23 protein-coding genes, 1 tRNA gene and 1 other RNA gene are annotated in these 25,432 nt (G+C 60.3%); 16 read left to right on the forward strand and 9 right to left on the reverse strand.

The genetic code is table 11. The features are described 5' to 3' along the window. Positions 1-92: 92 nt before the first annotated feature. Both ACERK3_19275 and ispF read left to right on the forward strand, forming a co-directional pair. Positions 93-1,484 (forward strand): sigma-54-dependent transcriptional regulator, encoded by a 1,392-nt coding sequence (locus ACERK3_19275; GenBank protein ID MFA9480416.1) that lies wholly within the window; start codon positions 93-95, stop codon positions 1,482-1,484. Positions 1,485-1,512: 28 nt separating this feature from the next. Next, positions 1,513-2,016 (forward strand): 2-C-methyl-D-erythritol 2,4-cyclodiphosphate synthase, encoded by a 504-nt coding sequence (ispF, locus tag ACERK3_19280; GenBank protein ID MFA9480417.1) that lies wholly within the window; start codon positions 1,513-1,515, stop codon positions 2,014-2,016. On the opposite strand, the gene ACERK3_19285 is transcribed toward ispF, so the two are convergent. Further along, complete coding sequence (locus tag ACERK3_19285; GenBank protein MFA9480418.1) at positions 2,008-2,535, reverse strand: hypothetical protein; 528 nt, start codon at positions 2,533-2,535, stop codon at positions 2,008-2,010. The genes ispF and ACERK3_19285 overlap by 9 nt on opposite strands. A gap of 45 nt (positions 2,536-2,580) precedes the next feature. On the opposite strand from ACERK3_19285, the gene ACERK3_19290 reads away from it, so the two are divergent. From ACERK3_19290 to ACERK3_19315, 6 genes are all read left to right on the forward strand, one after another. Then, on the forward strand, positions 2,581-3,276 hold the full coding sequence (locus ACERK3_19290; protein ID MFA9480419.1) for an NAD(P)H-hydrate epimerase: 696 nt from the start codon (positions 2,581-2,583) through the stop codon (positions 3,274-3,276). A 123-nt stretch (positions 3,277-3,399) separates the two neighbouring features. Next, entirely contained in the window at positions 3,400-4,731 is a 1,332-nt protein-coding gene (locus ACERK3_19295; protein MFA9480420.1) for an NADH-quinone oxidoreductase subunit H, read from the forward strand. A gap of 105 nt (positions 4,732-4,836) precedes the next feature. Continuing rightward, on the forward strand, positions 4,837-5,814 hold the full coding sequence (locus ACERK3_19300; GenBank protein MFA9480421.1) for a biotin--[acetyl-CoA-carboxylase] ligase: 978 nt from the start codon (positions 4,837-4,839) through the stop codon (positions 5,812-5,814). Positions 5,815-6,109: 295 nt separating this feature from the next. Then, entirely contained in the window at positions 6,110-6,544 is a 435-nt protein-coding gene (locus ACERK3_19305; GenBank protein MFA9480422.1) for a CBS domain-containing protein, read from the forward strand. A 49-nt stretch (positions 6,545-6,593) separates the two neighbouring features. Next, the gene (locus tag ACERK3_19310) at positions 6,594-7,697 is read left to right on the forward strand and encodes an NAD-dependent epimerase/dehydratase family protein (protein ID MFA9480423.1); all 1,104 of its coding nucleotides are present in this window, start codon (positions 6,594-6,596) and stop codon (positions 7,695-7,697) included. A 128-nt stretch (positions 7,698-7,825) separates the two neighbouring features. Continuing rightward, positions 7,826-7,897 (forward strand) — tRNA-Thr (locus ACERK3_19315). Between the two features lie 83 nt (positions 7,898-7,980). Here ACERK3_19315 and ACERK3_19320 read toward each other — a convergent pair. The 6 genes from ACERK3_19320 to ACERK3_19345 form a co-directional block, all read right to left on the reverse strand. Then, positions 7,981-9,963, reverse strand: a complete 1,983-nt coding sequence (locus ACERK3_19320; GenBank protein MFA9480424.1) for an alkaline phosphatase family protein — start codon at positions 9,961-9,963, stop codon at positions 7,981-7,983. Between the two features lie 19 nt (positions 9,964-9,982). Next, positions 9,983-10,762: a family 16 glycosylhydrolase gene (locus ACERK3_19325; GenBank protein MFA9480425.1), complete on the reverse strand. Its 780-nt coding sequence runs from the start codon at positions 10,760-10,762 to the stop codon at positions 9,983-9,985. A 137-nt stretch (positions 10,763-10,899) separates the two neighbouring features. Then, positions 10,900-11,526: a PEP-CTERM sorting domain-containing protein gene (locus ACERK3_19330; protein ID MFA9480426.1), complete on the reverse strand. Its 627-nt coding sequence runs from the start codon at positions 11,524-11,526 to the stop codon at positions 10,900-10,902. Positions 11,527-11,622: 96 nt separating this feature from the next. Next, positions 11,623-13,251 (reverse strand): beta-N-acetylhexosaminidase, encoded by a 1,629-nt coding sequence (locus ACERK3_19335; GenBank protein ID MFA9480427.1) that lies wholly within the window; start codon positions 13,249-13,251, stop codon positions 11,623-11,625. A gap of 61 nt (positions 13,252-13,312) precedes the next feature. Beyond that, on the reverse strand, positions 13,313-14,479 hold the full coding sequence (locus ACERK3_19340) for an ROK family protein (GenBank protein ID MFA9480428.1): 1,167 nt from the start codon (positions 14,477-14,479) through the stop codon (positions 13,313-13,315). A gap of 53 nt (positions 14,480-14,532) precedes the next feature. Continuing rightward, positions 14,533-15,267, reverse strand: coding sequence for a type II secretion system protein (locus ACERK3_19345; protein ID MFA9480429.1), 735 nt, complete (start codon positions 15,265-15,267; stop codon positions 14,533-14,535). 272 nt (positions 15,268-15,539) lie between these two features. Between ACERK3_19345 and ACERK3_19350 the strand changes: the two genes are divergently transcribed. Together ACERK3_19350 and ACERK3_19355 are read left to right on the forward strand one after the other, a co-directional pair. Beyond that, entirely contained in the window at positions 15,540-16,445 is a 906-nt protein-coding gene (locus ACERK3_19350; GenBank protein MFA9480430.1) for a hypothetical protein, read from the forward strand. Positions 16,446-16,490: 45 nt separating this feature from the next. Then, positions 16,491-17,162 (forward strand): sulfotransferase family protein, encoded by a 672-nt coding sequence (locus ACERK3_19355; GenBank protein ID MFA9480431.1) that lies wholly within the window; start codon positions 16,491-16,493, stop codon positions 17,160-17,162. A 188-nt stretch (positions 17,163-17,350) separates the two neighbouring features. Here ACERK3_19355 and ACERK3_19360 read toward each other — a convergent pair whose 3' ends face one another. After that, complete coding sequence (locus ACERK3_19360; protein ID MFA9480432.1) at positions 17,351-18,550, reverse strand: Gfo/Idh/MocA family protein; 1,200 nt, start codon at positions 18,548-18,550, stop codon at positions 17,351-17,353. 188 nt (positions 18,551-18,738) lie between these two features. On the opposite strand from ACERK3_19360, the gene ssrA reads away from it, so the two are divergent. From ssrA to ACERK3_19390, 6 genes are all read left to right on the forward strand, one after another. After that, positions 18,739-19,117: a transfer-messenger RNA gene (gene ssrA, locus ACERK3_19365) on the forward strand. 54 nt (positions 19,118-19,171) lie between these two features. Then, positions 19,172-20,479, forward strand: coding sequence for a tyrosine-type recombinase/integrase (locus ACERK3_19370; protein ID MFA9480433.1), 1,308 nt, complete (start codon positions 19,172-19,174; stop codon positions 20,477-20,479). Positions 20,480-20,730: 251 nt separating this feature from the next. Next, positions 20,731-21,351: a hypothetical protein gene (locus tag ACERK3_19375; protein ID MFA9480434.1), complete on the forward strand. Its 621-nt coding sequence runs from the start codon at positions 20,731-20,733 to the stop codon at positions 21,349-21,351. Between the two features lie 79 nt (positions 21,352-21,430). Continuing rightward, on the forward strand, positions 21,431-21,613 hold the full coding sequence (locus tag ACERK3_19380; protein MFA9480435.1) for a hypothetical protein: 183 nt from the start codon (positions 21,431-21,433) through the stop codon (positions 21,611-21,613). Continuing rightward, on the forward strand, positions 21,613-22,563 hold the full coding sequence (locus ACERK3_19385; protein MFA9480436.1) for an ImmA/IrrE family metallo-endopeptidase: 951 nt from the start codon (positions 21,613-21,615) through the stop codon (positions 22,561-22,563). Before ACERK3_19380 ends, ACERK3_19385 begins: the two co-directional genes overlap by 1 nt. Before the next feature lie 1,344 nt (positions 22,564-23,907). Beyond that, a complete protein-coding gene (locus ACERK3_19390; protein MFA9480437.1) occupies positions 23,908-24,612 on the forward strand; it encodes a hypothetical protein in 705 nt (234 codons plus the stop codon). 87 nt (positions 24,613-24,699) lie between these two features. On the opposite strand, the gene ACERK3_19395 is transcribed toward ACERK3_19390, so the two are convergent. Further along, positions 24,700-25,248 carry a site-specific DNA-methyltransferase gene (locus ACERK3_19395; protein ID MFA9480438.1) on the reverse strand — a complete coding sequence of 183 codons (549 nt, stop codon included), beginning with the start codon at positions 25,246-25,248 and terminating at the stop codon, positions 24,700-24,702. Between the last annotated feature and the right edge of the window lie 184 nt (positions 25,249-25,432).

Consider the following 25,432-nt stretch of genomic DNA (forward strand, 5'->3'; position numbering starts at 1 on the left):
AGGACGCGGATCGCGCTTTACTGCGTTTGCGGCGAACGGCAACGGTGTGCGCTTGACCGCGACGTAACGGGGCCCGAATATCTTCATGCATTATGGCTGACCAAAATCAGGACAACATCACTGCGCAGGTGCTCGTCGTCGACGACGAGCCCGATCATGCCGAGGTCATGGCCGAGGCTTTGCGACGCATGGGACACGTCTGCACGCTGGTGCACGACCTCGACGCCGCGAAGGATGAGCTGACGCATGGCCAGTTCGATTTGGTCGTCACCGACCTGGTCATGGACACCGAACGCGACGGCATGGAAGTGCTCGCCACCGCGCGTCAGCACCAACCCAATGCCGAGACCGTGCTCGTCACCGCCCACGGCGACGTGCCCACCGCCAAGGCGGCCATCAAGGGCGGTGCCTACGACTTCATTGAAAAGCCGCTCGACCTCGACGTGTTCCGCACGTTGTGCACCCACGCGATCCAGGCAGTCGGGCTGCGCGGTGAAAACACACAACTGCGCGAACGCCTCGACGAGCAATATGGCTTTGAAGGCATCATCGGCAACAGCCAACCGATGCGCCAGCTCATCACGCGCATGAAGCAGGTCGCGCCAAGCCCCATCCCCGTGCTCATCACCGGCGAGTCGGGCACGGGCAAGGAACTGGTCGCCCAGGCGATCCACAACAACTCCAAGCGCGCCAAGAAACAGTTCGTCCCGCTGAACTGTGCTGGCTTGAGTGAGTCAATCCTCGAAGACGAACTGTTCGGCCACGTGCGCGGTGCGTTCACCGGCGCGGAGCGAGATCGCGAAGGTCGATTCGAATACGCCCACGGCGGCACGCTTTTCCTCGATGAAGTCGGCGACATGCCGCTGACCATGCAGGCGAAGCTGCTGCGCGTGCTGGAAAGTGGCGAGGTCGTTCGCCTGGGCGCCAATGCGACGCGACACGTGGACGTGCGTCTGATCTCCGCGACGAACCACGACCTCAAAGCGTTGGTGAAGGAAGGCAAGTTTCGCGAGGACCTTTATTTTCGCATTGCCGGGGCGGAGTTGAAGCTGCCGCCGCTGCGCGAACGTCGCGATGACATTCCGATGCTGGTGCGTCATTACGTGCTTAAGTTCAGCAAGGAGATGGACCGCGAGCCCGCGGGCCCGCCGGAGGTGGCGGAGGATGTGATGATGACGCTGATGCAGGCGCCGTGGCCGGGCAATGTGCGTCAGCTCATGAACGCGGTGCAGAACATGCTGGTGATTGCCGAGGGTGATCGGATCGAGCCGAGGCATTTGCCGCCCGACCTTCGCGGCAGCGAATCGCCGCAGGTGGCAGGGTTGCTGCCTGACCCGAGTACGATGAACCTGGAGCAGATTGAGAAGCGGGCCATCCGCAACGCCCTGCGCATCAACCACGGCAACCGCGAAGCCGCGGCGAAGATGCTCGGCATCGGCGAGCGGACGCTGTATCGGAAGTTGAAAGAGTACGGGCTGAAGTAATGGCGATGCCGCCGGGATCGAACTGTCCATGAAATACCGCATCGGCCACGGCTTTGACCTGCATCGCCTCGAGCCCGACTTGCCGCTGATCGTCGGCGGCGAACAGCTGGCGCATGATCGCGGCTGCGCGGCGCATTCCGATGGCGATGTCGTGTATCACGCGGTGACGGACGCGGTGCTCGGGGCGCTGGGGCAGGAAGATATCGGCCAGTTGTTTCCGGATACCGACGCCGAGTGGAAGGGGGCGGATTCGCGCATCTTTGTTGAGGAAGCTGCGAAGCGGATGCGCGATGCGGGGTATGCGATCGGCAATCTGGATGTGACGGTGATTCTCCAACGACCGAAGCTTGGGCCCCACAAAATGGCGATTCGTGAAAACCTCGCTGAGTTGCTCGGCTGTGCCGTGGAGCAGGTCAACCTCAAGGGCAAGACGCATGAGAAGGTCGACGCGCTGGGCGAAAACCGGGCGATCGCGTGTCACGTGGTTGTGCTGTTGAAACGGGAGGCGGACGGGGCGGGGGACTCAGCGTGACAGCGTTTCGTGTGTTTCCGCGTCGGCTTCGTCGGAGGCAGGTGGCGGGGGAGTGGTTCTTGGTCGTGGCGGGGGGTACTTTTCGCCGGTGGTTTTTTCCCACTTGCCATGTCGTCGGCTCATGGGCATGCCGGAGAATTCGCTTCGGCAGCGGTAGCAGACCAGCACACGGCGGGTGAAGAAGTAGATCGCCACATCGACCGCCCCGACCAGCACGAGGATGAGCACTGCGAGTCCGACTTCGCCGATGCCCAGCAGCACCATGGCGACCACCGCCGCGAGGATGATCAGCACGAAACCGGTGACTTGCGGCATTTGCTTGCGTAGGAAAAGATCCGGGCAGCCACACACCGGGCAGCGGCGGAGGTGTCGCTCGTCGTCGAGGGCGCGGTCCCAGTCGAGATGCGCTTTAGACCCGCCGACTGCGTTGGGCGGGCGTACGACCGCTGGCGGATCTTCCAGATCGACATACACGGTGAATAGCCGATCTCGTTGCTCGTTGCGAAGGTCGATTCGCATATCATCCGGGTCCGGCTGAAACTACAAAGATGTGGGAGGCCTTCCATGGACCAGCATACCAACATCGGCCCGCTGACGCGCGACCAGGTTCGGGAATTGGACCGCCTGGCGATCGAGTCGCTGGGCATTCCCGGCATTGTGCTGATGGAGAACGCGGCGGCGGGCGCTGCGGCCGAGCTGCGAGCCCGGCTCGGCCGACGTGCGAAGGCCGCGATTCTCTGCGGCGGGGGTAACAATGCAGGCGACGGCTATGCCATGGCCCGCCACCTGCACAACCACGGCCACGGCGTGACCCTCTACGCCCTGAAAGACCCGGCGAAGCTCACCGGCGACGCGGCAACGAACCACGCGATCTGTCAGCGCATGGGTCTGCCGATCGAGCAGCTGGCGGATGCCGGGGCCATCGAAGCCGCGGCGGATCGTTGGGCCGAGGCCGACGCGGTGGTGGACGCGCTGCTGGGCACGGGCTTCGCGGGCGAGGTGCGGGAGCCGCAGGCGACGGCGATTCGACTGCTGAACGCGATGAGCGGGCCGACGGTGCTGGCGGTGGACGTGCCGTCGGGCCTGGACTGTCAGACCGGTGAGGCGGCGGAGGCGTGCGTGCGGGCGGATGTGACAGCGACGTTCGTGGCCAGGAAGACGGGGTTTGACGTCGCGGAGGCTCGGCGGTGGCTTGGGGAGGTGGTGGTGGTGGGCATCGGGGCGCCGCCTGAGCTGGTCGAACGGGTGCGTCGGAGCTAGCCGTGCATTTGCCCCGACGGGCAAGAACGGCTAAAAATGTCGTTTCTGCTGTACCGTCGCGGGCCAGTGCCAGGCGGACGTGCATCAATATCCTGAACGCAGCCCCGAACGCGGCAAAATCTCATGAGCGCCCAGTTTTTCGTCAGCATTGTGACCATCACCATCGTCGTGCACGTGATCCTGATCGCGTGTGCGTATCTGATCTTCGCCGAGCGCAAGGTCGCCGCGTGGACGCAGGACCGCATCGGCCCGAACCGGACGAACCTCTCGTTCGGCCTGCACGATATCTGGGACCGCGTCGGGCTCGGCGGGATCATGCGCCGCATGCACTGGGGGCTGGGGCAGGCGCTGGCGGACGGCTTGAAGCTGCTGGTGAAGGAAGACTACAACCCGCCACACGTGGACAAGGTGCTGTTTTTCCTGGCTCCCGCGCTGGCGGTCGTGCCTGCGTTGATCGCCTGGGCGGTCATCCCCTGGGGCGGGGTGTACTACTTCCCGGGCCTGACGTTGCCGATCCTCGGCGAGATCGAGGCCGGGCTGGTCAGCGTCACCGTCGCACCGATCAACATCGGCGTCGTGTTCATCCTCGCGATCTCCTCACTGGCGGTGTACGGCGTCGTGCTCGCCGGCTACGCCTCGAACAACAAGTATTCCTTCCTCGGCAGCCTGCGGGCGACCGCCCAGATGCTCAGCTACGAAATCCCCATGGGTGCGATCGTGCTGATCATGATCCTGACCTACGCGACCACCGACGCGGGGCTGATGACCAACCTTCAGGGCACGGGCACGTGGGGCATCTTCCTGCACCCGCTGCTGGCGATCCTGTTTTTCGTGTGCATCCTGGCTGAGACCAACCGCGCTCCGTTCGACCTTGCGGAGGCGGAGCAGGAACTGGTCGGCGGCTTCCACACCGAGTACAGCTCGATGAAGTGGGCGCTGTTCTTCCTGGCCGAGTACATGCACATGGTGACCGGCTGTGCGTTTTTCGTGCTGCTGTTCCTCGGCGGATGGGACCTGCTGCCGTTCATGGCGGTGCTGCCGGTGGTGACGGAGAGTATCTTCGTCGTGCTGCTGAAGGCGGGCGTTTTCGCGGGCAAGATCTTCCTGCTGCTGATGGTGATGATGTGGATTCGCTGGACGCTGCCGCGGCTGCGGTTTGACCAGTTGATGACGCTGGCGTGGCGGGCGCTGATTCCGATGGTGATCATCATGCTGCTGCTCACGGGCGCGCTGGTGTTTGCCAACAACACGATGGCGGACGGCCTGCCGCTGTTCGGGCTGTGGCTGTTCGTGGCGAACGTGGTGGTGGGGCTGGCGACGATGTTCCTCGGGCCGAAGCTGCCGCAGGGTCCGTCGATGAACCGCCGGGTTCGGCTGGAAGGTTCGCGGTTCTATCCGCCGCTGCCGGAGTCGGATGAGACGTCGGCCGAGCGCGAGACGATGGCGAGTGTGTGACGCGAGCACGCCGGGCACGGGCGTTTGGGGCGGTGCATATTGAAGATTTGAATTGATGAGCCCGGAACACCCGTTCCGGGCTTTATCATGTGGGGTGAGCGTGCCATGACTCAGGCTTCCGCATCCAACCCGATCATTGACCCGGCGGTGCTCGATGTGCTGCTGTCGGCCGAGGGGCCGATGGGTGTCGAGGCGGTGGCGCTGCGGTGCGGGCTGTCGGTAAAGCAGGCGATGGCGGAACTGGCGAGGCTGCGGGCGGCGGGGTGCGAGTTGGACGAGCATCCGCAGCATGGCGTGACGCTGACGGAGGCGGGGCTGAGCACGTGGCAGGACTATCTCGCGTGGCGGCTGGGGGCGGGGCGGCATGTGGCGGTGTATCGGCAGACAGGCAGCACGCAGGACGTTTGCCGGGGCTTGATCGCGGCGTACGGCCGATCGGCAGACGGCGCGCTGGTGGTGGCGGAGCAGCAGTCAGCCGGTCGCGGTCGACTGGGTCGGCGGTGGGTGGCGCCGGCGGGGGCGGGGCTGGCGTTCAGCCGAGTGTACGTGGGCGACGACGAGGCGACGGTGGATCGGCTGATGTTCGCGACGGCGGTGGCGGTGGCGGAGGCGTTGGAGCGGGCGTTGGGTGGGAAGGCGGCAGTGGGGATCAAGTGGCCTAACGATGTGTGTGTGGATGGGCGGAAGCTGGCGGGCGTGCTGGTGGAGGCCGAGCCGACGGCGGCGGTGATCGGTGTGGGGGTGAACACGCATCTGCAAGCGGACGACTTGCCGAGCGATGAGCCGACGCTGCGCGAGCGGGTGACGAGCCTGGCGATGCTGGGCGTGCGGACGCATCGGCTGGCGGTGCTGGCGGCGGTGGTGTTGGCGATTGATGAGGCGTTGCAGCGCACGCCGGTGTCGGTCTTGCTTGAGCGATGGCGGCAGCGGTGCACGATGTTGCACCAGCGTGTGTCGCTGCTGAGCGACGGTCGGCCGGTGACGGGGCAGGTACTCGACCTGGACGCACACGCCGGGCTGATCGTGCGTCGCGATACGGGTGAGATTGTGCACCTGCCCGCTGCGACGACGACGGTGGTGTGATATTGAGTTGCCCATCAACCATGGACTGTGTGTATGAGGCTGACAACGCCGACGGATTGAATCCGTGGGCTTCCAGCGCACCCGAGATTCATGTCCATGCCGGATGAGAGGGTGATGGACATGAGGTGGCTTGTCGGGCTTGGCAGAGTGGGGCACGATGATGGCGTGATGGGGGAACTGCTGGTTTTTTCGTTGGCGAGTCGAATCGCGAGGATGGCCGATCTACGGTCAAGCGACGGGCTGCGAGCGAAGCAGTCCGAACGTGACACCCCTTGCCGTGCGAAGGAGCCTGACCATGCAAGCGAGCGAAATGATGACAACGTCGATTCACTGCTGCACGCCGACCACGCGCGTGGCCGACGCGGCGAAGAAGATGAAAGAACACGACATCGGCGCGATTCCGATTGTCGAAAGCGAATCACGGCGGAAGCTGATCGGCATGTTGACAGACCGCGACATCGTCGTGCGACTGGTGGCCGAGTCGATGAACCCGCTTGAATGTGATGTGGAAGACGCGATGACGGGACAGACATTTTCTGTTACGCCGGAGACGAGCGAAGAAGAGGTTTGTCAGTTGATGGAGGAGCATCAGGTTCGTCGCGTGCCGGTGGTGGACAACGAGGGCAATTGCCTGGGCATCATCAGCCAGGCGGACATCGCCCGCCGCGCGACGGAACACGAGACGGCCGAGTTGTTGAAGGACATTTCCCGGCCGAGTCGCGCTGCGTGAGACATGATGCGAGTTGCAGGGTGATGTGAGCCTCACCAGGTGTGCTGTCATGATCCGTCCCAATGCATCGCCTGCTGGTGACGACCGGCCTGTGGTGGTCGTCACCAGCAGCAGCGGATTGACAGGGCAGGCGGTCGTACGACGACTGGCGGCGCGTTGCCGCGTGCTCGGCCTGGGCCGGGTTGAGCCGACGACGTTGATCGAAGGCGTTGAGCACTTGCCGTGCGACATCACGGCCGAGCGATCGCTGGCGGAGGCGATGGCCTTGGTGCACCGGTTGGCTGGTGATCGACTGGCGAGCGTGGTGCATCTGGCGGAAGATCACGCCGGTGATGAAGCGGCTCGGCGAGTGTTTGAGCACGCTCGGCCGTTGGCGCCGAGGCAGTTTATCTACACCAGCACGATGCTCGTGCACGCGTCGTGTGAGCCGGGGCAGCGGATTGACGAGCATTGGCCCATCGAGCCGAGGGACGCGCGAGGCCGCTCCGCTGCGGCGGCTGAGCGGTGGCTGGGCGAGCATGGCGGGGCGACGCCGACGGTAACGCTCCGTCTGGCGGACTTGTACGACGACGTCTGCCACGCGCCGTCGCTGGCACGTCAGGTGCAGCGCATTTACGAACGGCAGATGTTGGCGGAGGTGTATCCGGGGAACGTAGCGCACGGCAGGGCGATGTTGCATCGCGATGATCTGGCCGAGGCGTTGGAGTGTGTGATCGGTCGACGGGATGCGCTGCCGGAGTATGGCGTGTTGCTGGTGGGCGAGCCGGAAACGCTCAGCTATGGCCGTATTCAACAACGGGTGGCGTGGCAGTTGTATGGGCAGGCGTGGACCACGCAGTCGATCCCCAAATCACGGGCGAAGGCGGGCGCGTGGGTGCGAGGCCGGGTGCCGGTGGGGGAAGAGCCGTTCGTCGTGGGGGAGGCGATCGACCATGTTGATGATCATTATTCGCTGGACATCTCGCGAGCGCAAGCCTGGCTGGATTGGCAGCCACGTCGTCGGCTGAGCGAGGCGCTGCGGACGATAGTTCAGATGCTGCAAGCCGATCCGGTAGCGTGGTATCGCGAGCACGGCCTGCCGATGCCCGGCTGGTTGGAGGAGTCCGCCCGGACCCGTTCGACCGCTTTGTTCCCTCCGCCGACAGGCGAATGAATGGCTGGCCCTGGCCGATCCCCGGCCTGGCACTTGCCAGTTTCGTCAAATTCCGTAGAATTCGCGAGCAAAGAGCGCCTCATCGGGAAATTCGTCATTTGCATGACATGACCCGAGTCCGATTACCCGCCAGCGTAGCTCAGTGGCAGAGCAGTGCTTTCGTAAAGCACAGGTCGCCGGTTCAAATCCGGCCGCTGGCTTTCTGTTATCTCTCGCAATGCTTCGTCATTACTGCCTAAAAAAGGGACGTCGCCTTTTTCAACTGCTCATCCTCAACTTTTCGTTACGCTCCGCTGGTACGGCCCATTAGCTCATGTTGCCATGCTTGGCCAGCATTTTGATCGGCCTGCGTATGAAGCTCGGCGAGCAGGCGGTTCGCAAGCTTTAATGATGGAGCCATGCGGACCGCAGTGCGCAGTGCCAGAACGGCCTGATCTGTTCGGCCTACGGCGGCCAACGATCGGCCGAGCGTTTCGTGCGCCTGTGGGTAATGGTGGACAAGGGCGACGACACGCAACGCATAGTCGACCGCCTCTTGCGGGCGTTGTTGAGCGAGCGCGATGAGAGCTAAGCCATGCATTGCCTCGGCGGAATCGCTCCGCAATTCGAGGGCCCGCCGATACGCTGTTTTCGCGGCCTCTAACTCGACGGCCTGGCGATGAGCGTGGCCCAACTGGATCGCGACTTCCGGCAGTGTTGAGGTGTGGCTTTGAAGCGATTGCAACAGCCTGGCCGCGTCGGCAGACTCCCCGCGTTGAAGGTGTATGCGAGCTTGCGTCAGCTTGACCATCGGGTGTGATCGAGTGTCAGGGCGCAGACGGTCGAGCGTGGCTTGACAGGCGTCGAGTTGCCCGAGTTTGAGGTGGCAGCGCACGATCTGCATGAGGAACGGGTCGGGGTCCAGGCCTTCAGTCTGGCTGAGTTCCTCCCATAGCGGAATGGCGCGTGCTGCCCGCTGGCTGTCGGACAGGGCGAGCGCGAGGTTCTTCTTCATGTCACGCACTGTACGATCGACGTTCGCCTGCGCGTCGTCGGACAGCGGCTCCATGTAGCCGAGGTCGACGAGTTGCCGCAGCGCCTCGGCCTCTGCCAGTGGATCGACGCGCGTTTCGGGCGGATGCATCCCGTCGTTGCCGACGAGGGCGTCCCAGCTGAATATCTGTTCCGGCGTGGTCGGTTCGACAAAGGCCTCGACCCACGGTCGGCCGTCCATGTCCGCGCCGACCGGCAGGCCGAAGGCTGTTAGGATTGTGGGCGTGACGTCCAGCAATGTCGCCCCATACAGTGTTTCGTTCGCCTTGACGCCGGGCCCGCTCATGCACGCGATGCCGAACGGGCGATGCCACGTTTCAGGGTTGTGCATGCCGTTGGCGCTCGGCCTTGCGGCGTCGCTGTGAAAGCCATGATCGCTGACCAGCATTACCAATGTATCTTCGCCGGCGTGATGCAGCAGCGTGGCGAGCATCATGTCATGCAACTGGTAGCAGCGGTCGATCACTTCGCCATAGATCAACGCATCCTGCTCCGACACTCCGTCCATCCGCGGCGCGCGATACGGCATGAACACGTGGCCGAACTGGTCGATGCCTTCGTAGTAAACGGCGGCGAAGTCCCACTCGCGACTGCTCATCAGCCGACAGGCCGACGCATGCACCGTTGTCATCTGTGCAATCAGGCGAGCCAGCTTCGCAAGGCGATCGTCTTTCGTCTGATCAATCATTGCCGCACGCGGGATGAAGCTGGTCAGCGTGGCGACGTCCAGCATGTCGGGTGTGACGATTAATCGTTCGAGATCTTCCGCCAGGTCGGCCGGGTGAAATGTTCCCGGTAGCATGTTGCGCTGCGCCGGCGGGATGCCGGAAGCGGCGGCGTATCGGTCGGACACGACCGCGCCGCGAATCGGCTCGGCAGGGTAACTGGCGAACCAGTTGACGACAATGGACGACAGGTCATGCTGTGAGAGGATGTTCCAGATGGCCTTGCAGCGACGACTCGTGCTGGTGACCGGGCGGACACCCTGACCGTCGGGCGTGGGCTCGGCGAAGCCGTGGATGCCATGCTTGTCGGCCCGCTTGCCGGTGGCGATAGAGTTCCACAGCATCGGCGAAAGGATCGGCCGAATGGTGGCAAGGTTGCCCGACGTGCCCGCTTGAATCAAGCGAGCGAGCGTGGGCATGCGCCCCTGGTCGATCAACGGCCGAATGATCTGCCAGTCGGCCGCATCCCAGCCGACAAGCAACACACGACTGGCTTTGCGTTCACTCATGATTCGGTTCACCTTTGCATCAGGATGTTCGTCGACGCATGACAAGACTGATCGCCCCGCCGAGCATTGCCACGAGACTTGTCGGTTCAGGGATGGGCACAAACTCGAAGTTCGTGATGACGATTTCAATCGAGTCGTTCGTAGCCGGCGCATTGCCCTGGAACAGCCAGAGATTCATGTGTACCCGTTCACCGCTTGGCACGGGGATGTCGCTGCCGGTGTACGTCCATTCGTGAATGAGGTGCGATGCTGGCGGGTTGCTGCCGTAGTGGCCGTGATGGCTTTGCCATTCGATCGCGTCAGGCGTCCAGTTGAAGCGATGGGTTGAATGGTTGCCTGTAAGGTTGAGGTCGAACGTTTCGGTATTGCCCGGCGTGGCGGCGGGCTGTGTGACATAGTTGCCCGCCGGATTGTTCGCATTGCCCCATCGCGCAAACTCGATGTCGATTTCGTTCTCATCGTCGAGATAGGTAAACAGGCCGAGCGTGACGTTGGGGTCGAGTTGTTCGACGTCGCTTGCCAGTTGGAAGCGATACTCGCCGTAGCCGAACGTTTCGGTCGAGACAACTTCCGCGGCGTACCACATGCTTCCGACGCGGCGGAGTTGCAGGTGCAAGTGTCCCTGGTCATCCACCCAGACGCTTTCGGTGCTGGCAGACCAGTTGTTCGGGCCAGGCCCGCCGTAGCCGGAGCGGACCGTCCAGTTGCGGCCTGCGAACTCGATCTCGCGGGCGAAGGTGACGTTGGCGAATGCGCCAAGCACCAGGCCGACGAACAGGCAGATGAACATTGGTTGCATTGGATCGCTCCATATAACGCGAACCGCCGCCGCCGCTCGCGACAGCAGGCCACACGTCTGGACAACGAACAAAGGAAGGGCCGCGACGATCATTGGGGCAAATCACGCCGCGGCCCATTGCTGATCAAGCCGGTTGGTCACGCGACTTGCCTGCGACGACGGAACGCCAGCGCGCCGGCGCCCGCGGCGAGCAATGCCAGCGACCCCGGCTCGGGAATCGCACCGGCCTCGATCGCAGTGTTGGGCGTTTCTTCGTAGGCGAACGACTTGAGCGTGACGGTCAGCCCCGCCCCTTCGCCGGTGATGTCCACTTCAAGCCAGCCGAAGCGCACATCACCTTCGCCGATGTCCCACTGCACACCGACGTAGCCGCCCGTGCCGACGAAGTTGTAAGCGTTCAGTGCGGCGAGATTCGCGCCGCTGGCAAACGAGGCACCCGGTCCGATCGACTCGCCTGCCTGGAAAGCAAAGACGTAGTAATCGCCATCACTGGTGAGCACCTTGCTGTCCTGCTGGCCGAGGTTGTAAGGATTGACGCGGATGCTTGAATTGAATGCCGAGATGGCGAACTCGTTGCGGTCATCGCCGTTGAGGTTGATGTAGATCGGCCCTTCACCTTGGCCGATGGTGACATCGTCAATGTCGGTGAAGATGATCGCCGCGTCGGCCGCCTGCCCGACAGCGAACGCGCCCAATCCCGCCGCTGCGGAATAGGCCAACAAGTGACGGTTAACCGATACGCCTGTCTTTACTTTCTGAGACATGAGACTCTCCTTCCAAGGGTTATGCAGACCATGTTTCGAAACGCATTGCAAATTCATCAGCATGTGGCCGACGCAAGCCGACCATCCGATCCATATTCATCCCCGGCCGAGGGCGACGCCATCAGTTGACGTGTCCGACGTCGAAGCCTGACTGTGCGGCAGGTCCATCCGTGGCGCGAGCGCCAGCCAGTCGGCGAGCCCCTCGGCAAGCCTCGGCTCAAGGCCGGCCCGCATTGTTCGCCACACGCCAAGCCGATGCAGAAACCCATCGAAGCTGCGCCCGTACCGCGGCGACCACAACGCTTCGCTGAACGCGGCCAGTCGAGGCAGCAGATGCTCAAACAGTTTCGCTTCCGTGGGCACAAACTCGGTCCACATCGCCATCTCGCTGCCCAGCACGCGATCGTGCAGTTGCGCGTCCAGCCCGTCGGGGATCGGTTCGAAGTGATACGCCTTTTCCAACGGCAGCACGATCATCCAGTCCGGCTTCTCGCACGCGACCGCTTCCGACCACGGGTAGTCCAGGTACACCCATTCATGATTCGAGTTGATCGTGCGATGCCCCAACATCGCGGCCTTCGCCGACTGCCCCGGATGCCAGCCTTGCACGATCTGTCCGCTCGGCATACCCGGGCCGAGGTTGTCGGCCCACACGATCGTTTCAAGCGGCAGTTTGGCCTGCACACGCTCGGTGATCTGCTTCATGAACCACGTCTGCAAGTCCGCTTCGTTGGCGATGCCATGGGTCTTCATTGCTTGTTGGCAATGTGGGCACTGTTCCCACAAGCCCGCCGGCCGTTCGTCGCCGCCGAGGTGGATATAAGGCGAGCGAAACATCGACGCGACCTCGTCAATCACGTTCAACAGAAACTGCTCGACCTCCGGCTTCCCCGCGCAAAAGACACGTCGGCCAGCCTTCGCCGTGTACGCATCCCAGCCGCGGCCACCCACCGGAATCGCCTCGCCCGAGCAGGACAACGACGGGTAAGCCACCAGCGCCGCATTGCAGTGGGCCGGCATCTCCACCTCGGGCACTACGATCACGCCACGGTCGGCCGCGTAGCTTTCCACCGCCGCAACGTCGGCCCGCGTGTAATAGCCACCCTCGCGATCCGCCCCCGACCCCCGCCACGCCGCCACCTCCGTCAGTCGCGGGTAACGCTCGATCTCAAGCCGCCAACCTTCATCATCACAAAGGTGCCAATGCAGTCGGTTCAACTTCAGCGACGCCAACAAATCGATCACCCGCTTGATCGTGCTCACCGACTGAAAGTGTCGGCTAGAATCAAGCATCAGCCCCCGCCAGGCGAACCGCGGTGTGTCTTCAATACGACAACAGCACAACGCACGCACATGATGCCGCGATCCGTCCCACTTCAACAGTTGCCCGAGTGTCGTCAGGCCGTACTGCAACCCCGCCGCAGCGCCAGCTTCAATCAGCACATCGGTTTCGCTCACTGTCAGGCGATACGACTCGGCGGTTTCATCCTTCCTTAACGCGACCAGCGACAAGCGCACCGTCGGCCGACCGTTGCCCGCGGCACCGTCGGCGATCGCCGTCAACCCTGTTTGCTGCGCCGCCCAGTCGACCAACGCATCTCGCTCACGTGAGGTCAGCCCCCGCTCCGCCGCGGTGTCCATTGCCATGCCGAACGCCGACCCCAAAGCAAGCGTGCCGCTTGCGGGCTTGTATGCCTTCGGGATCGGGATCAATTCCATTCTCATGCCGCACACTTCCGTGGCAACGCTTGAGCTGCCGTAAGCCAATCAACTTTGTGAACGCACTTCAACCGACCAGCACAGCGTCTGCCTCCGGATCGGTCAGCACGCCGTCGGCTCCAAGCAGTCGCCGATTGATCGCCACCAGCGCCGCGCCCATCGTCACACCTTGACTCAGTAACTCGCCCGAGCGGAACGCCACCGTCCGACCAGCCACCGGAATCGCATCCCGACGAACCTGCTCGGCGATCAACGCGAGCATCCCCCGGTTCGCGATCTGCACATTGCCCACAAACACCACCAGTTCCGGGTCGATCAGGTCGACGATCGCCGCGAGCATCGTGCTCAACCGATGCGACAGCTTGCTCAGGCCTTCCGTCAGTTCACCCTCGGGCTTCGCCATTTCAAGCAGGTCGCGTGCCGACAGGAGCACGTCGCTTGGCCGATCGATCAGGTTGTCAATCTCGCCCGCCGCGAAGTGGGCTCCGCGATACAACTGCCCGCCGAGCACGAAGGTCGCGCCAATGCCTCGCATCGCGTATGACGAGCCGTCCTCTTCGCTGTTGACCAGAAAGTAGACCGCATTGTTCGCCCCGACACCGCTGCCGATGCACGACTCGGCATAGGCAGCGAGGTTGGCGTCATTGTCGATATTCACCGGCACGCCGAACACACTTTCGATCGCCGCTGCCAGTTCGAATGACTCGACATTGAACCATCGCGATCGGAGCACCACGCCACGTTTCGGGTCGACAATGCCGGGCACGCCTACGCCGATGCCCAGCAGCCGGGCCCGCGACTGGCTTGCCCGCTTCAACCAAGCCTCGACGCGCGTGTGCAGCATTTCGGGCACGATGGAAACATCGCGGCCGAGGGTAATTCGATCGCGATCGATCACCTCGCCCGCCGCGTCGACATACACCAGCGAAGCGCTGTCGCCTTCCAGGCTCACGCCGACGAACCAACCGAAGTCGGGGTTGATTTCGATCAGTTCCTGCTTTTTGCCCACCCCGCCGCCGACGCGTTTGCCGACGGTGCGGATGATGTTCAACTCCAGCAGATCGCGAGCGATGTAGGTCAACGTCGAGCTGCGCAGTTGCGTCAGTTCCGAAAGCTGACGTCGCGAGAGTTGGCCATGCTGACGAAGCAGACGAATGACCAGCTCGCGATTTCGCTGGCCGGCGGTGGCCTGATTCGAGCCCAGTCCGTCGGGCGTGTGGTGGGGGACCATCATGATCGATTTCCAAAGCTGCGAAGGTGAAAAGCCTGTCGGCGTGTTCTGGGAAATTAGTTGCTGCCGTCCCATGTGATCAAATCAACCGTAATCTCCTCGGGTTGCATTGAACTGGCATGGCCATCCATGAACAACAGGTTTCCAGCGCCGCCAGCATGACGCAACGGATCAGGGAGCATCGCAAGAAAATCACGGTCAAAGCGATAGTGCACAAATTCAGGTGCACTGGCGACGCGCGGCGCGTTGCTGTCCCAGAGCATGATGTTGGAAGAGGGGTTGCGAATCACCGACGAACGTTCGCTTCGCCAGTTGCGGTCGTCGTTTTGATCCATCCCGGCTCGGTTGCCGCCCATTGCGATCCAGCCACCGCTGGGGCCATTCGTGAAATGGTCGAAGTTCAGCGCATAACTGCCGCCACGTTCAACTTTGTAGAACGCATAGTCAAGCGGCGCCGGTGCACCATAGGGCTCCGCGTCGTCCGGACACACCAGCAGCGACTGCCCAACCTCAGTCATGCTTGACGGGCTGTTGGTCGCCTCCGGATAGCGGCTCGCCAAGAACCAGGGCCAGAGATTGTCATTGACAATCGGCGTGAACAGGTAGTCGTCCTGATCACCAAGGTGGATCTGATGCACAATGCCCAACTGCCGCTGCTGGCCGAGGCAGACCATGGCGCGAGCAGCTGCCCGCGCCTGCTGCAACGCAGGCAGCAGGAGCCCGATCAGCAGGGAAATGATGCTTATCACCACCAAAAGCTCAATCAATGTAAATGCTTGTCGGCGGTTCATGGAAGTACCTCAATTCCCTCTATTGAGAGGATTTTTATGGGATAAAACAAAACGGCACCTTCAATGGCAGATTTGAACAAACATCAATTTACCCAACTTGGAACCCCTGTCAATAGTTATTTCAAACAAAGAGATAATTATTGACAGGCCGCCAGCCGACCGCTATTTTGGCTTCCATGAAAAACAACCCTTCTGTCCTGGCACGCGGCGTACGAATTGCCCTGATCGTCCTGTTCGCCAGCCTTGCCGGGCCTATGGCATACGGGGCCCAGATGAACAGTGACGCCACTCAGCCACCTGCTCAGCCGACGGGCATCCAGGGACTCTGGGTCTGGCAGGAGCAATGGGTCGCGGACGAGGCCGAGCAGGATCGGTTGATCGAGTTCTGCCGACAGTACGGCTTCAACATGCTCATGGTGCAGATTCACCTCGACGGCGGCGGCGGCCCTTCGCCTGCCCTCAAGTATCCCGACCAGCTCGCCGAGCTGATTCGCAAGGCCGCGGAGCATGGCATCGCTGTCGAAGCACTGGAAGGCGGCCCCGAACAAGCTTTGAAAGAAAATCACGACCACACGCTGGCGATCCTCGATGCCATCATCGCCTTCGACAGTACGTTGCCCGAGGACGCCCGCCTCACCGGCGTGCACTACGACATCGAGCCTTACGTCCTGCCTGCCTGGCAGGACCTCGACGACCGCCGACAGATCATGCTCGGCCTCGCGCAGTTCTTCGCCAAGGCCCGCGAACGCATTGACGAACACGCGCCGCATCTCACCCTCGCCGCTGACATCCCATTCTGGTACGACAACCTCGGCGAAGACGGCGAAGTCGAATTTGCCGGCCAGACCAAAAACATTCACCAGCACATTCAGGACATCTGCGACTACATCGGCATCATGTCCTACCGTCGCGACGCGACCGGCCCCAACTCCGTGGCCGAGCACGTTGAAACGGAAATGGCTTACGCCGAGCAGATTGGCAAGTGGGTCCTGCCCGCCCTGGAGACGGTCGAACTGACCGACACGCCGCAAATCACGTTCTTCGGCGAGTCGCCCGAATCGTTCTGGCAAACGCACAACGCGGTCCGCGAGCATTTCGCCGACCGGCCCGGGTTCGGCGGCATGCTGACGCATTCCTACCGATCGCTGCGTGAACTGTTGGAAGGCGATCAGGACTGAGCGTCGGCCTCGGCTGCCCGCGACCCGCCATCATGGAGGCAAATCGTGACGGACGCTTCATTCATTACCGTTGTTTCAGGGCTGCCGCGATCAGGCACGAGCCTGATGATGCAGATGCTCGCCGCGGGCGGCATTCCACCGCTGACTGACGATGAACGGGCGGCCGACGAAAGCAATCCCAAAGGCTATTACGAACTCACGCGAGTCCGGAAGCTCGCGGCCGACAGCACGTTTCTCGACGCCGCGGCCGGCCACGCCGTGAAAATCATCCATCGCCTCGTCACGCATCTGCCCGAGCGCCATCATTACCGCGTTATCCTGATGCGTCGCCCGATTGAAGAAGTCGTCGCCTCGCAGCGGGTCATGCTCGAACGCCTTACCAGACCAGGCGCCCGCCTGGCGGAAGATCGTCTTGCCGTCGTATTGGAGCAACAGCTTCAACAGACGCGACGGGTTCTGGTCCAGCAGTCGTTTGTGCAACTGCTGGAGGTCGACTATCACGCCATCCTCACGACCCCCGACCGGACAATTCAGGCGATCAATCATTTTCTCACCGGCCAATTGAACACAGCTGCCATGAAAGCCGTGGTCGACCCCAGGCTCTACCGGCAGCGACGCGATGCCATCGCCGTATGTTCATCAATTCCACTGGCATCTGTTCACGTACCGGGTACGGCGAACGACGATGAGCCAGCCGCAGGTCGGCAATGCGTCTAAGCGATGCAAGCCTGACTGAGGTGAAGTGCCTTTATCACGATCGTGACAATACGAGGCCGCCTTCGATCTCCGCCGGCACGCGCGACGACCTGTGCTTTGCCGTCGATGCGTTTGCGCAGGTTGAGCGCGAACTCGGACTATAGCCGCGGCCGTTGTATGCGTTCTCGCTGTTATCGAAGCGGTCGACGTTACTTGACTTCGCTGATCTTTACCGGCGCCCGATTTCGCGCGGAGAGCGTTGCCGCTTCGAGTACACGTTGCGTCTGGTAAGCGTCTTCGAAGTCGGCCATGGGCACTTCGAGCTTCCCGCCGCCGATCTGGTTGAACATGGTTGAGGCAAGGTTAATGAAGCCGTGCTCGTAGCCGAGGATGTGCGCGTCGGGCCACCACGCGTGCGCGAACGGGTGATGGTCGGCGTCGGTGACCATGATCCGCTGCCAGCCGTTGGTCTCGGCGTCACCCTGTGCGTTGTAGTACCAGAGCACGTTCATGTCTTCGAAGTTCCAGCGGATCGCGCCCTTTTCGCCGTGCACTTCGAGCTTGTTTTCGTTCTGACAGCCGATGGCCAGGCGGGTGGCTTCGAAACTCGCCGCCGCGCCGCCCTTGAAGCGGGCGAGGAACATGACCGTGTCGTCGACCGTGACTTTGCCCTTCTTCTTCGCAGCGCCGCCTTTGCCGCGGATGTTGCCGCCTTCATCGCCAGGCAACTCGCGCTGCTTGATGAAGGTCTCTTCGATCGCGCCGCTGACTTCGGTGATCTCTTCGCCGGTGACGAAACGGGCGGCGTCGATGGAGTGTGCGTTGAGATCGCCGTGCGCGCCGGAGCCGGCGAACTCCTTACGGAATCGCCAGACCAGCGGCGTCGCGGGCCCGCCCCAACCCTGAAGGTAGTTGGCGCGGACGTGATAGACCTGGCCGATCTTGCCATCCTGCACCAACTGCCGCGCCAGTGCCAGTGCCGGGCAACCGCGATAGCTGAACCAGACGAAGGTCTGGGCCTTGCTGCTGCGCTTGGCCTTCTTCGCGGCGTCACGCATTTCGCGGGCTTCGTCGAGCGTGGCGCTCAGCGGCTTTTCGCAGGCCACGTGCTTGCCGGCTTCCAGCGCTGCCAGGGCAATGTCTTTATGAAGATTGTTCGGCGTGCAGATGTCGATCAGGTCGATGGCATCGCTTTCCACCATGTCCTGCCAGCGGGTGGTGGTGTTGGCCCAGCCCCAACGGTCGGCGAAGGCCTGCGTTCGGCCCGGATCGCGGCCGGCGGCGGTGTGCATCACCGGCTGCAATGGCAGGTCGAAAAACCGCCCGACCTTCAGGTAAGCGTTCGCGTGCGCCCGCCCCATGAATTGCGTGCCCACCAGCCCGACGTTGAGGTTCTTGCTCTTTGTCATGATCGCTCCCCTGCTATTGCGTGGCTCGAATGAATGGAATGACTGAAAAGTAGGTCGAGTTTAGCACTCGACGTCGGGCTGTGACAAGATTGCGGCACGTTCGCATGTTTGCGTTGCGGTGGCGATTTGTCCGCAAGGTTCGCCGCAGCGCCCGTTGTGGGATATAATAGAAGTGCTCTTTGACAATTGGGGCCGACTGGCATCGACCGGGCAGGGAAGGTCGGCGGTTGCATGCCGAGGTGCACGTAGGCCTCGTTAAACCACGTGCAAAACTTTAAATGCCAACGACAATGTCGCTGGTCGGATCGGCTTCGCGCCGGCCCGCCTGGCTGCCTAAAGTGCAGCCGTGTCTTCAAGCAGTTTGTCTGCGGCCGCTTGAAGGCAAAAAATCAGCAGACTCGCGACTTGACGCTGCTTGGACGTCAAGTTGCTAAACAATATCCGAGTTGGATCGTGTGGAGGCTGTCGATGGTCGCCACAAGATCGAGATTAAATCATTGACTATGCATGTAGACGCCGTCGATTGACTGTCACGGGACGGGGGTTCGACTCCCCCCGGCTCCATTTCGTTTCCAGCCCATTAAGCTGGACCTGCCCAAAATTGTGCCTTAAACTCAAGGCATGAAAAAAGGCAGACCACATAAACCGTACCGCACCAGTTGGGGTGAAAACATCGACGGCTTGCGTCGTCGTTCATCCGATGGGCGGTGGGTGATTGTCCAGACGGGGAAGATGTTCAGCGAAGCCGATGAACGGCGGGCGGTGAACAGGTTCCGTCAATGGCAAGCCGAACAGAAGCAAGCCGAAATCACAATCGCCACGTTTCGACGTGGTCGGCGGGCATCCGGTAAACGATGGAAAGGCCTTCAACATCGCATCCTGCCCACTGCCCAAGGCACAGTTCGGCCGTCAGACTACGACGTTTTCGCCGAAATCCCCGAACCCGAATTATGGGCATGGTTCCGTGAGCAGCTAATCAAGCGTCCTGAATACGTCGCCGAACAAGTGGACATTCCAGAGGTCGCAAGGTTGGCGAACCTTCCGACGCCGAAGCCATCCCCCACGTTGGATGAAGTCGGCACGTTGTACGTCGAGAAACCCGGACTTTCAGAAGCCGAATCTAAAAAGGCTAAAACCCGTTGGGCGGAGTTCGTGAAAGCCGTCAAGGTTCGGACCTTGCGGGAATTGAGCGTTGAGAATGTCAACGTCTACGGCGACGGGATTCTAGAGACAATCAAGAAAAAGAACCTTTCCCCCGTTTATGCTCGCCAGCGTTTCGGACTCATTAAGACCGTGTTAAACCATTCTCGCCGTCGAGGTCTGAACCCTGATGACGTACGTCATGCGTTGGACTGCTGCGCCGTACTGGTTCCCCCAAAGGCACGGACCCCGAACCCTGAACCCATCAGTCGGGAACACTTCGCCACGTTGTTAGATGCTGCTGATGTTGAAATGAAAGCGGCTCTTTTACTGGCACTGAACCTTTGCATGTATCCATCAGAGGTAGCAGCGCTGGAGTGGTCTGAAATTGACCTTGCTAAAAAGGCAGTCCTAACCCATCGGAACAAGACCAGCATCATCAGAGTCGGCGTCTTATGGGATAGAACTGTAAAGGCACTGGAAGCCGTAGAAGGCAACCGCAGCGGCTTTGTCTTTAAGAGTGACCGAATACACCGATTGAACGATGCGACCATGAGAAAGCGCTTCTGGCGCCTTCGTAAGGCGTGTGGCTTGGATGGTGACAAAGTTCAATTCCAACACATCAGAGATGGCGCGTATACGGCTGCTGCTGAAACTGACGTCGTGGACCTTGCCCACGTGCGGGCGCTTGCGGGACATTCGTCGGGGATCAGTGACCATTATCTGGCAAGGCATCCTCGTATAGTGGCGAAGGCGGTCGCTGGCATTGAAGCTGTCTATTTTGGTTGATGCCGCGGACCTCGTTTATGATGCGAAAAACGATCGTAAACAGCACACAATATGTGCCTTATGGCCTAGAAACGGCGGCGTGAAAACGGCTGAAACAGCCAAAATGTGCCCCCTCCCCTCCAAATTCCCCGCAGTTCGTTACCCTTGGCTGCTTTGCCGTCAATCCCCTGTAGATAGAATGGTGCGGGAGGGCCGCACGAAAAATCAAACATCCCACCTTTGTTCGCAGTCGAATTTGCTACGCTGCTCGTATGCAGCTTCACCAGAAAACTTTTGTTGAGCGACATGATTCGGGCCACAAAGAGTGGGTCGATATTGTGGAAATTACGCCGGATATTGCCCGAGACCACTTGGACACATGGTGGAATGCAAACCAGTTTCGGATGGATTGGGACAAGGAAACCGCAGACGTCGATTACTATTGGTCTTGGCATCACTTAGCATCCAATGAGTTTAGTGGGCCTGGATTTAAGCAGGTGGCTACGAGAGATGCCAGTGGAGACGTGCAATCGGCCATTATCTACAGGCGAAAAGCATCCTCTCTGCTTGAAAAAGGCCATTTCGGCGTGTTTGTCGAGCGGCTCGCAATCGCCCCATCGAATCGCCCGTGGGTTGTGACCAATCCACGATTCAGAGGGTGTGGTTCATGCTTACTGCACTATGCCATTCGGGACAGCAATTTGCTGGGTTTTGGTGGAAGAGCATTGTTGATACCAACGGGGAGCATCGCAAAAAACACGTACCGGTCGATGGGATTTAGATCAACTGGAGTAGATGAAGGAAGCGGTTCCGAAATTTGGGAGTTGCCACCGGAGGTTGCCCGAGATATCCTTAAGGGTGCGAAAGAGCAGGGTTTTTTCTATGACGCATGATCGAGCTACAGCTTGGAGGGAGCTTGATGCTTGTCCGCCCACGGGCGGGCGGGGAATCCCTGCGCCCGTTGCATGTGGTGTGGATGAGTTCCAAAATCTTCCAGACGATGAATTGGTACAGCAGATAGTACTACTTCAGCGCCTGCATCAAAATGCCGCAGTCCAATTTCGACGTGATGAAAATATCGCTGATTTATCCCCTAACGACAAACGGGCATTGCTCCAGAGCCTTCAGATTGCTCTTGGTATCGAGCCAATCTGATGATGGATGTCGGTTCGGCTCTCAGCGTCGCTGAACAGCACTTCCCGCTCGGGCCAGAAAAGCTCGCGGAGCAGCTTGGAGTTCGATGGTGGCGGACGCCCTTGGATGGAGCGGCGGGATGGTGTATCCCCACCAGTTCCCCAGTAATCGTCTTAAACGCCAACGACCCCTCTACCCGCCAACGCTTCACCTTAGCCCACGAGTTGGCACACTTGGTGCGGGGGACGCCGGGGCTGGAACTCACCCGAGATCGCGACCTGTTCACGTCGGATGCTCAAGAAGAGCGAGAGGCAAATGAACTTGCTGCGTCCTTACTGATGCCCCTACGGTGGCTTGAGGCACAAGCCCTCCAAGCTCCCATCGGGAAGCTGGTATTGAATAAACTCGCCGCCGAAGCCAACGTATCCGTGCCGACCCTGATGTATCGAATTGCAAATTGCGCTGCAGAGTTAGGATTTTCTACGATCACGGTTCTGCGTTTCGATGGTGAGCACCTAAAGAGCCAGTTTCCACCTGTAAATGTGAGCGATGAACTTGCGGGGCGTCTTCTCTCGGGAGCAAAATCAACTTCAAACGGCATTTTTCGACAGCCTTTGACGGATGGAAGTGTGGCTCTGGGCACCCTTATCGAGAATCCGGCATTTTACACCACCGTCTTTGTCCAGATTGTCTCGGCTCAGGTAGCCACACTCCCCTCAGCCGATGAGTACCTTGATCGGTGCAAGCGATACCTCTTTCAGGACGAAACTCGTTTCGTACAGAAGTTCGGAGGTTGCTTGGGTTCCTTCAAGAGTAAAAATGCTGAGCACTCGATGCCTTTAGAACATGCAGTCCATCAATTCCTGGAACAGTATGCAGGCAAGTGGCACGATCCCGAACACGAGGTGAGGCTGCGCACTGAAATGGGGCTAGCGTGGCTCCGTTACAGGCTCTCCAAGTGGTACCACTGAAATACTGCGTATCGTCGTCTACTTCATCCAGCCTCGTCGGTCCGAAAATACACAGACCAGCGGCATTATTTTTTGCATCGTCATTTGCCGCATCCCGCTCCCTCTTCGAGCTTTCTTGATTTACGAACGATGGTTCCGACTTCATATCATCCATGTGACCGCAGTGGCATTACCAAGGGATGAGGGCTGAGGTTGAAGCCCGACGTCAGCAAGTCATGCTAGCGATGCTAGGTCCTCATCGTGCTGGCATTTCTTAGGCAGTGATCTCGTCGCACAGCATCGTCGCCTGACCACGGAGACGATGCTGCACCTGCGCCCCCGCCAAACCATGTGGTAGTGATCTGAACATTTTAACGACAAAGAGGCACTAGCGTAACCTTGCAAATCGACGGTGATGGAGGACGTTGTCACGCCGATCGAGCTATCCTGAGACCGTTCGGGCCACACGAGCAGGTGACCATGTGGTGCACATTCGCGCTGAAAAACCGACGTCGGAGTTGGTCAACAACATTAGGACGGTCGTGTAGAGGAGTGGCATTCGAACGCACGAGTGGCCCCGGACCGACTATCCAACGCCGATCAGCAAAGTGACCGGACCACCATCTTCCCATGTGATCCGCATTTCCGCCTTGGCTCTTGCCTGCCGCACCTGATGTGATAAGCTAAATTCGGCGATCATGTAGTATCGTTCGTACGGGGGTTTGCCGAACAACGGGAGGGGGAGTCATGGTAACGGGTAAAGTACTTGGCGGCCAGCCTCCGAATGATTCCCCTCAGGTCATCTGCCAGCGAGTAAGCGATTCCTCCCTTATTGGTCCATCAGAAGCGGCAAGCTGCATTTGCCCATTTGTATCGAAGGGGAAGGGCAGGCACCGGCAATTCACTCGGGTGACGTCGAACAGCCAAGCCCCCTGGACCTTTGGACGTAGAGTGAGAATCTAAAGCATGACGGCCTCCACGAAATCGTGCATTAAATGCGGTACCGATGTTACCACCATGAAGCGGTGGAAAGACTCGATAGGCAATTATTATTGCGAAGTCTGTCGCCGCAACGTCTTAATTTCTCGTCGCCGATCTACATCGTCCGACGACTCCGCCCAATATTCCGTCGTGAGGTCTTGCGCCAATTGCGAACGAGCAATTGGTAAATTGGAGTCTCTGAAACAATGGCAGAACGAGATGGTGTGCAGTACATGCTACAGGATACTGGTTGAATCGGCTCCAGCTACCATTGATCGCGAGATACCTTCACCGTCTCATGGTGACGCCGAGGCGAACGATCCTTCACCGGCCTTCACGCAGACCCCTGGGAATGCCCCATCTGAAATCGACGAGAAGGCTCGCATGTTCCGTACCTTGGGAGAGGCGATTGCACTTCCAATATGGGTAGTTACCAGGATACTGCTATTTACTTTGGCGGCCATCATGGGAGTGTTCGTCTTATGGACTGAGGAGGAGGCTTCAATTGTGATCGGTGGGGGGGTTCTCGTCGCTATCGGGATGATCGTAGGCACCGTTCGCAAGGCGATAAAAGTCAAGCAGGATCGCCAGTCGCTGGAACATGCCACTGTGCCCGGACTGTCGTTGGTAGACGCAAAGACAAAAGTGCTTTATAATCGCCTGCAGGCGTTGTTGAATTGGGCAATAATCATAGCCCTACTCTTAATCGCCATCTCGATCACAATCCTGTTAAATTACTTTATTATGCCACTGGGGGATTGGGCATGGCTTGTCGGCTCGGTGTTATCATTTGTTATAATTGGGCTGGCGGTGCCAGTCGCAAACAGATATATTTGCGCCCGCTGCGAAAAGTGTGCCATGTTTAATGCTTTAGTAAACGTGGATACGGTTCATCTCGGCAGCAGTCAGCGGTCAGTGAATGATACGCAAAACGTACGCGTATACGACGGTGCCACGCCCGGGAGGCCGATCGCGAATCTTGAGGTCCCCGTCACTAAGCAAGTGACAGATCACCATTTCGAACATCATTATATATGTCGGCATTGCGGCAACCATACTGAAGTCCTGACAACATCGAGTCGTGATTGAGTTCGTGCCCGAGGCGCAAACTATCCGTTCCACTCGTATATTTATAGCATGCCACTATTATGAAAAGCGGTAGTGGGCTTTGCGACTTTATTCAATGGCGACTTTTCCTGATGCGATAGCGAGCCTCTTTTCACATAATCGTGCATACCGCGGCACCACCTCAATGCCCGCCGCCCGACGTCCACACTGGGCGGCCGCAACCAACGTCGTCCCCGACCCCGCGAATGGGTCGAGAACCAAACTCCTCTTTCGGCTGAACGTCTGCACAAGCTGCGTTACCAGTGAAAGTGGCATCATTGCTGGGTGCTCGATGCCACGCTCAATCTCAGCAGTGCCTGCGGTGAGGACATCTGAAATACGAGCAGCGCCGATTGCAGTCTCAGCATCCTGTGTCAACGCCACCGGCGCACGATCGCGAATGGCGCAGTCAGATCGATAGCCCAAGCGTGTCGAGGATGGGCCCGCCGCAGTCAAATCAGCGTAGGGCCGGGGCTGCGCGGCATACCAGAGTATCGACTCCCATGCTCGTCGAGGCCGCCCCGGGCTGCCGAGCGGTGGACTCGACGTTTTAGCCCAGATCAGTTCCTCGCATTCGCACCAACCATCTTCTCGAAGCGCAAGGCGTGTGCGCGCAATACATAATCAGAGACTTGCCCGTTGCGGATGTGCGGGCGAATGACGACCAGTACCGATGCCTCCGACATCAGCTTCGGTCGCAACTGCGACATGACCGCGCGGAACCACGCGGGATAATCGGACTCGGGTATCCCTGGGTAACTGCCTTGTCTTTGCTCGGCGTACGGGGGGCGAGGTCAGCACC

It is taken from the genome of Phycisphaerales bacterium AB-hyl4, from assembly GCA_041821185.1.
Taxonomy (GTDB): domain Bacteria; phylum Planctomycetota; class Phycisphaerae; order Phycisphaerales; family Phycisphaeraceae; genus Natronomicrosphaera; species Natronomicrosphaera hydrolytica.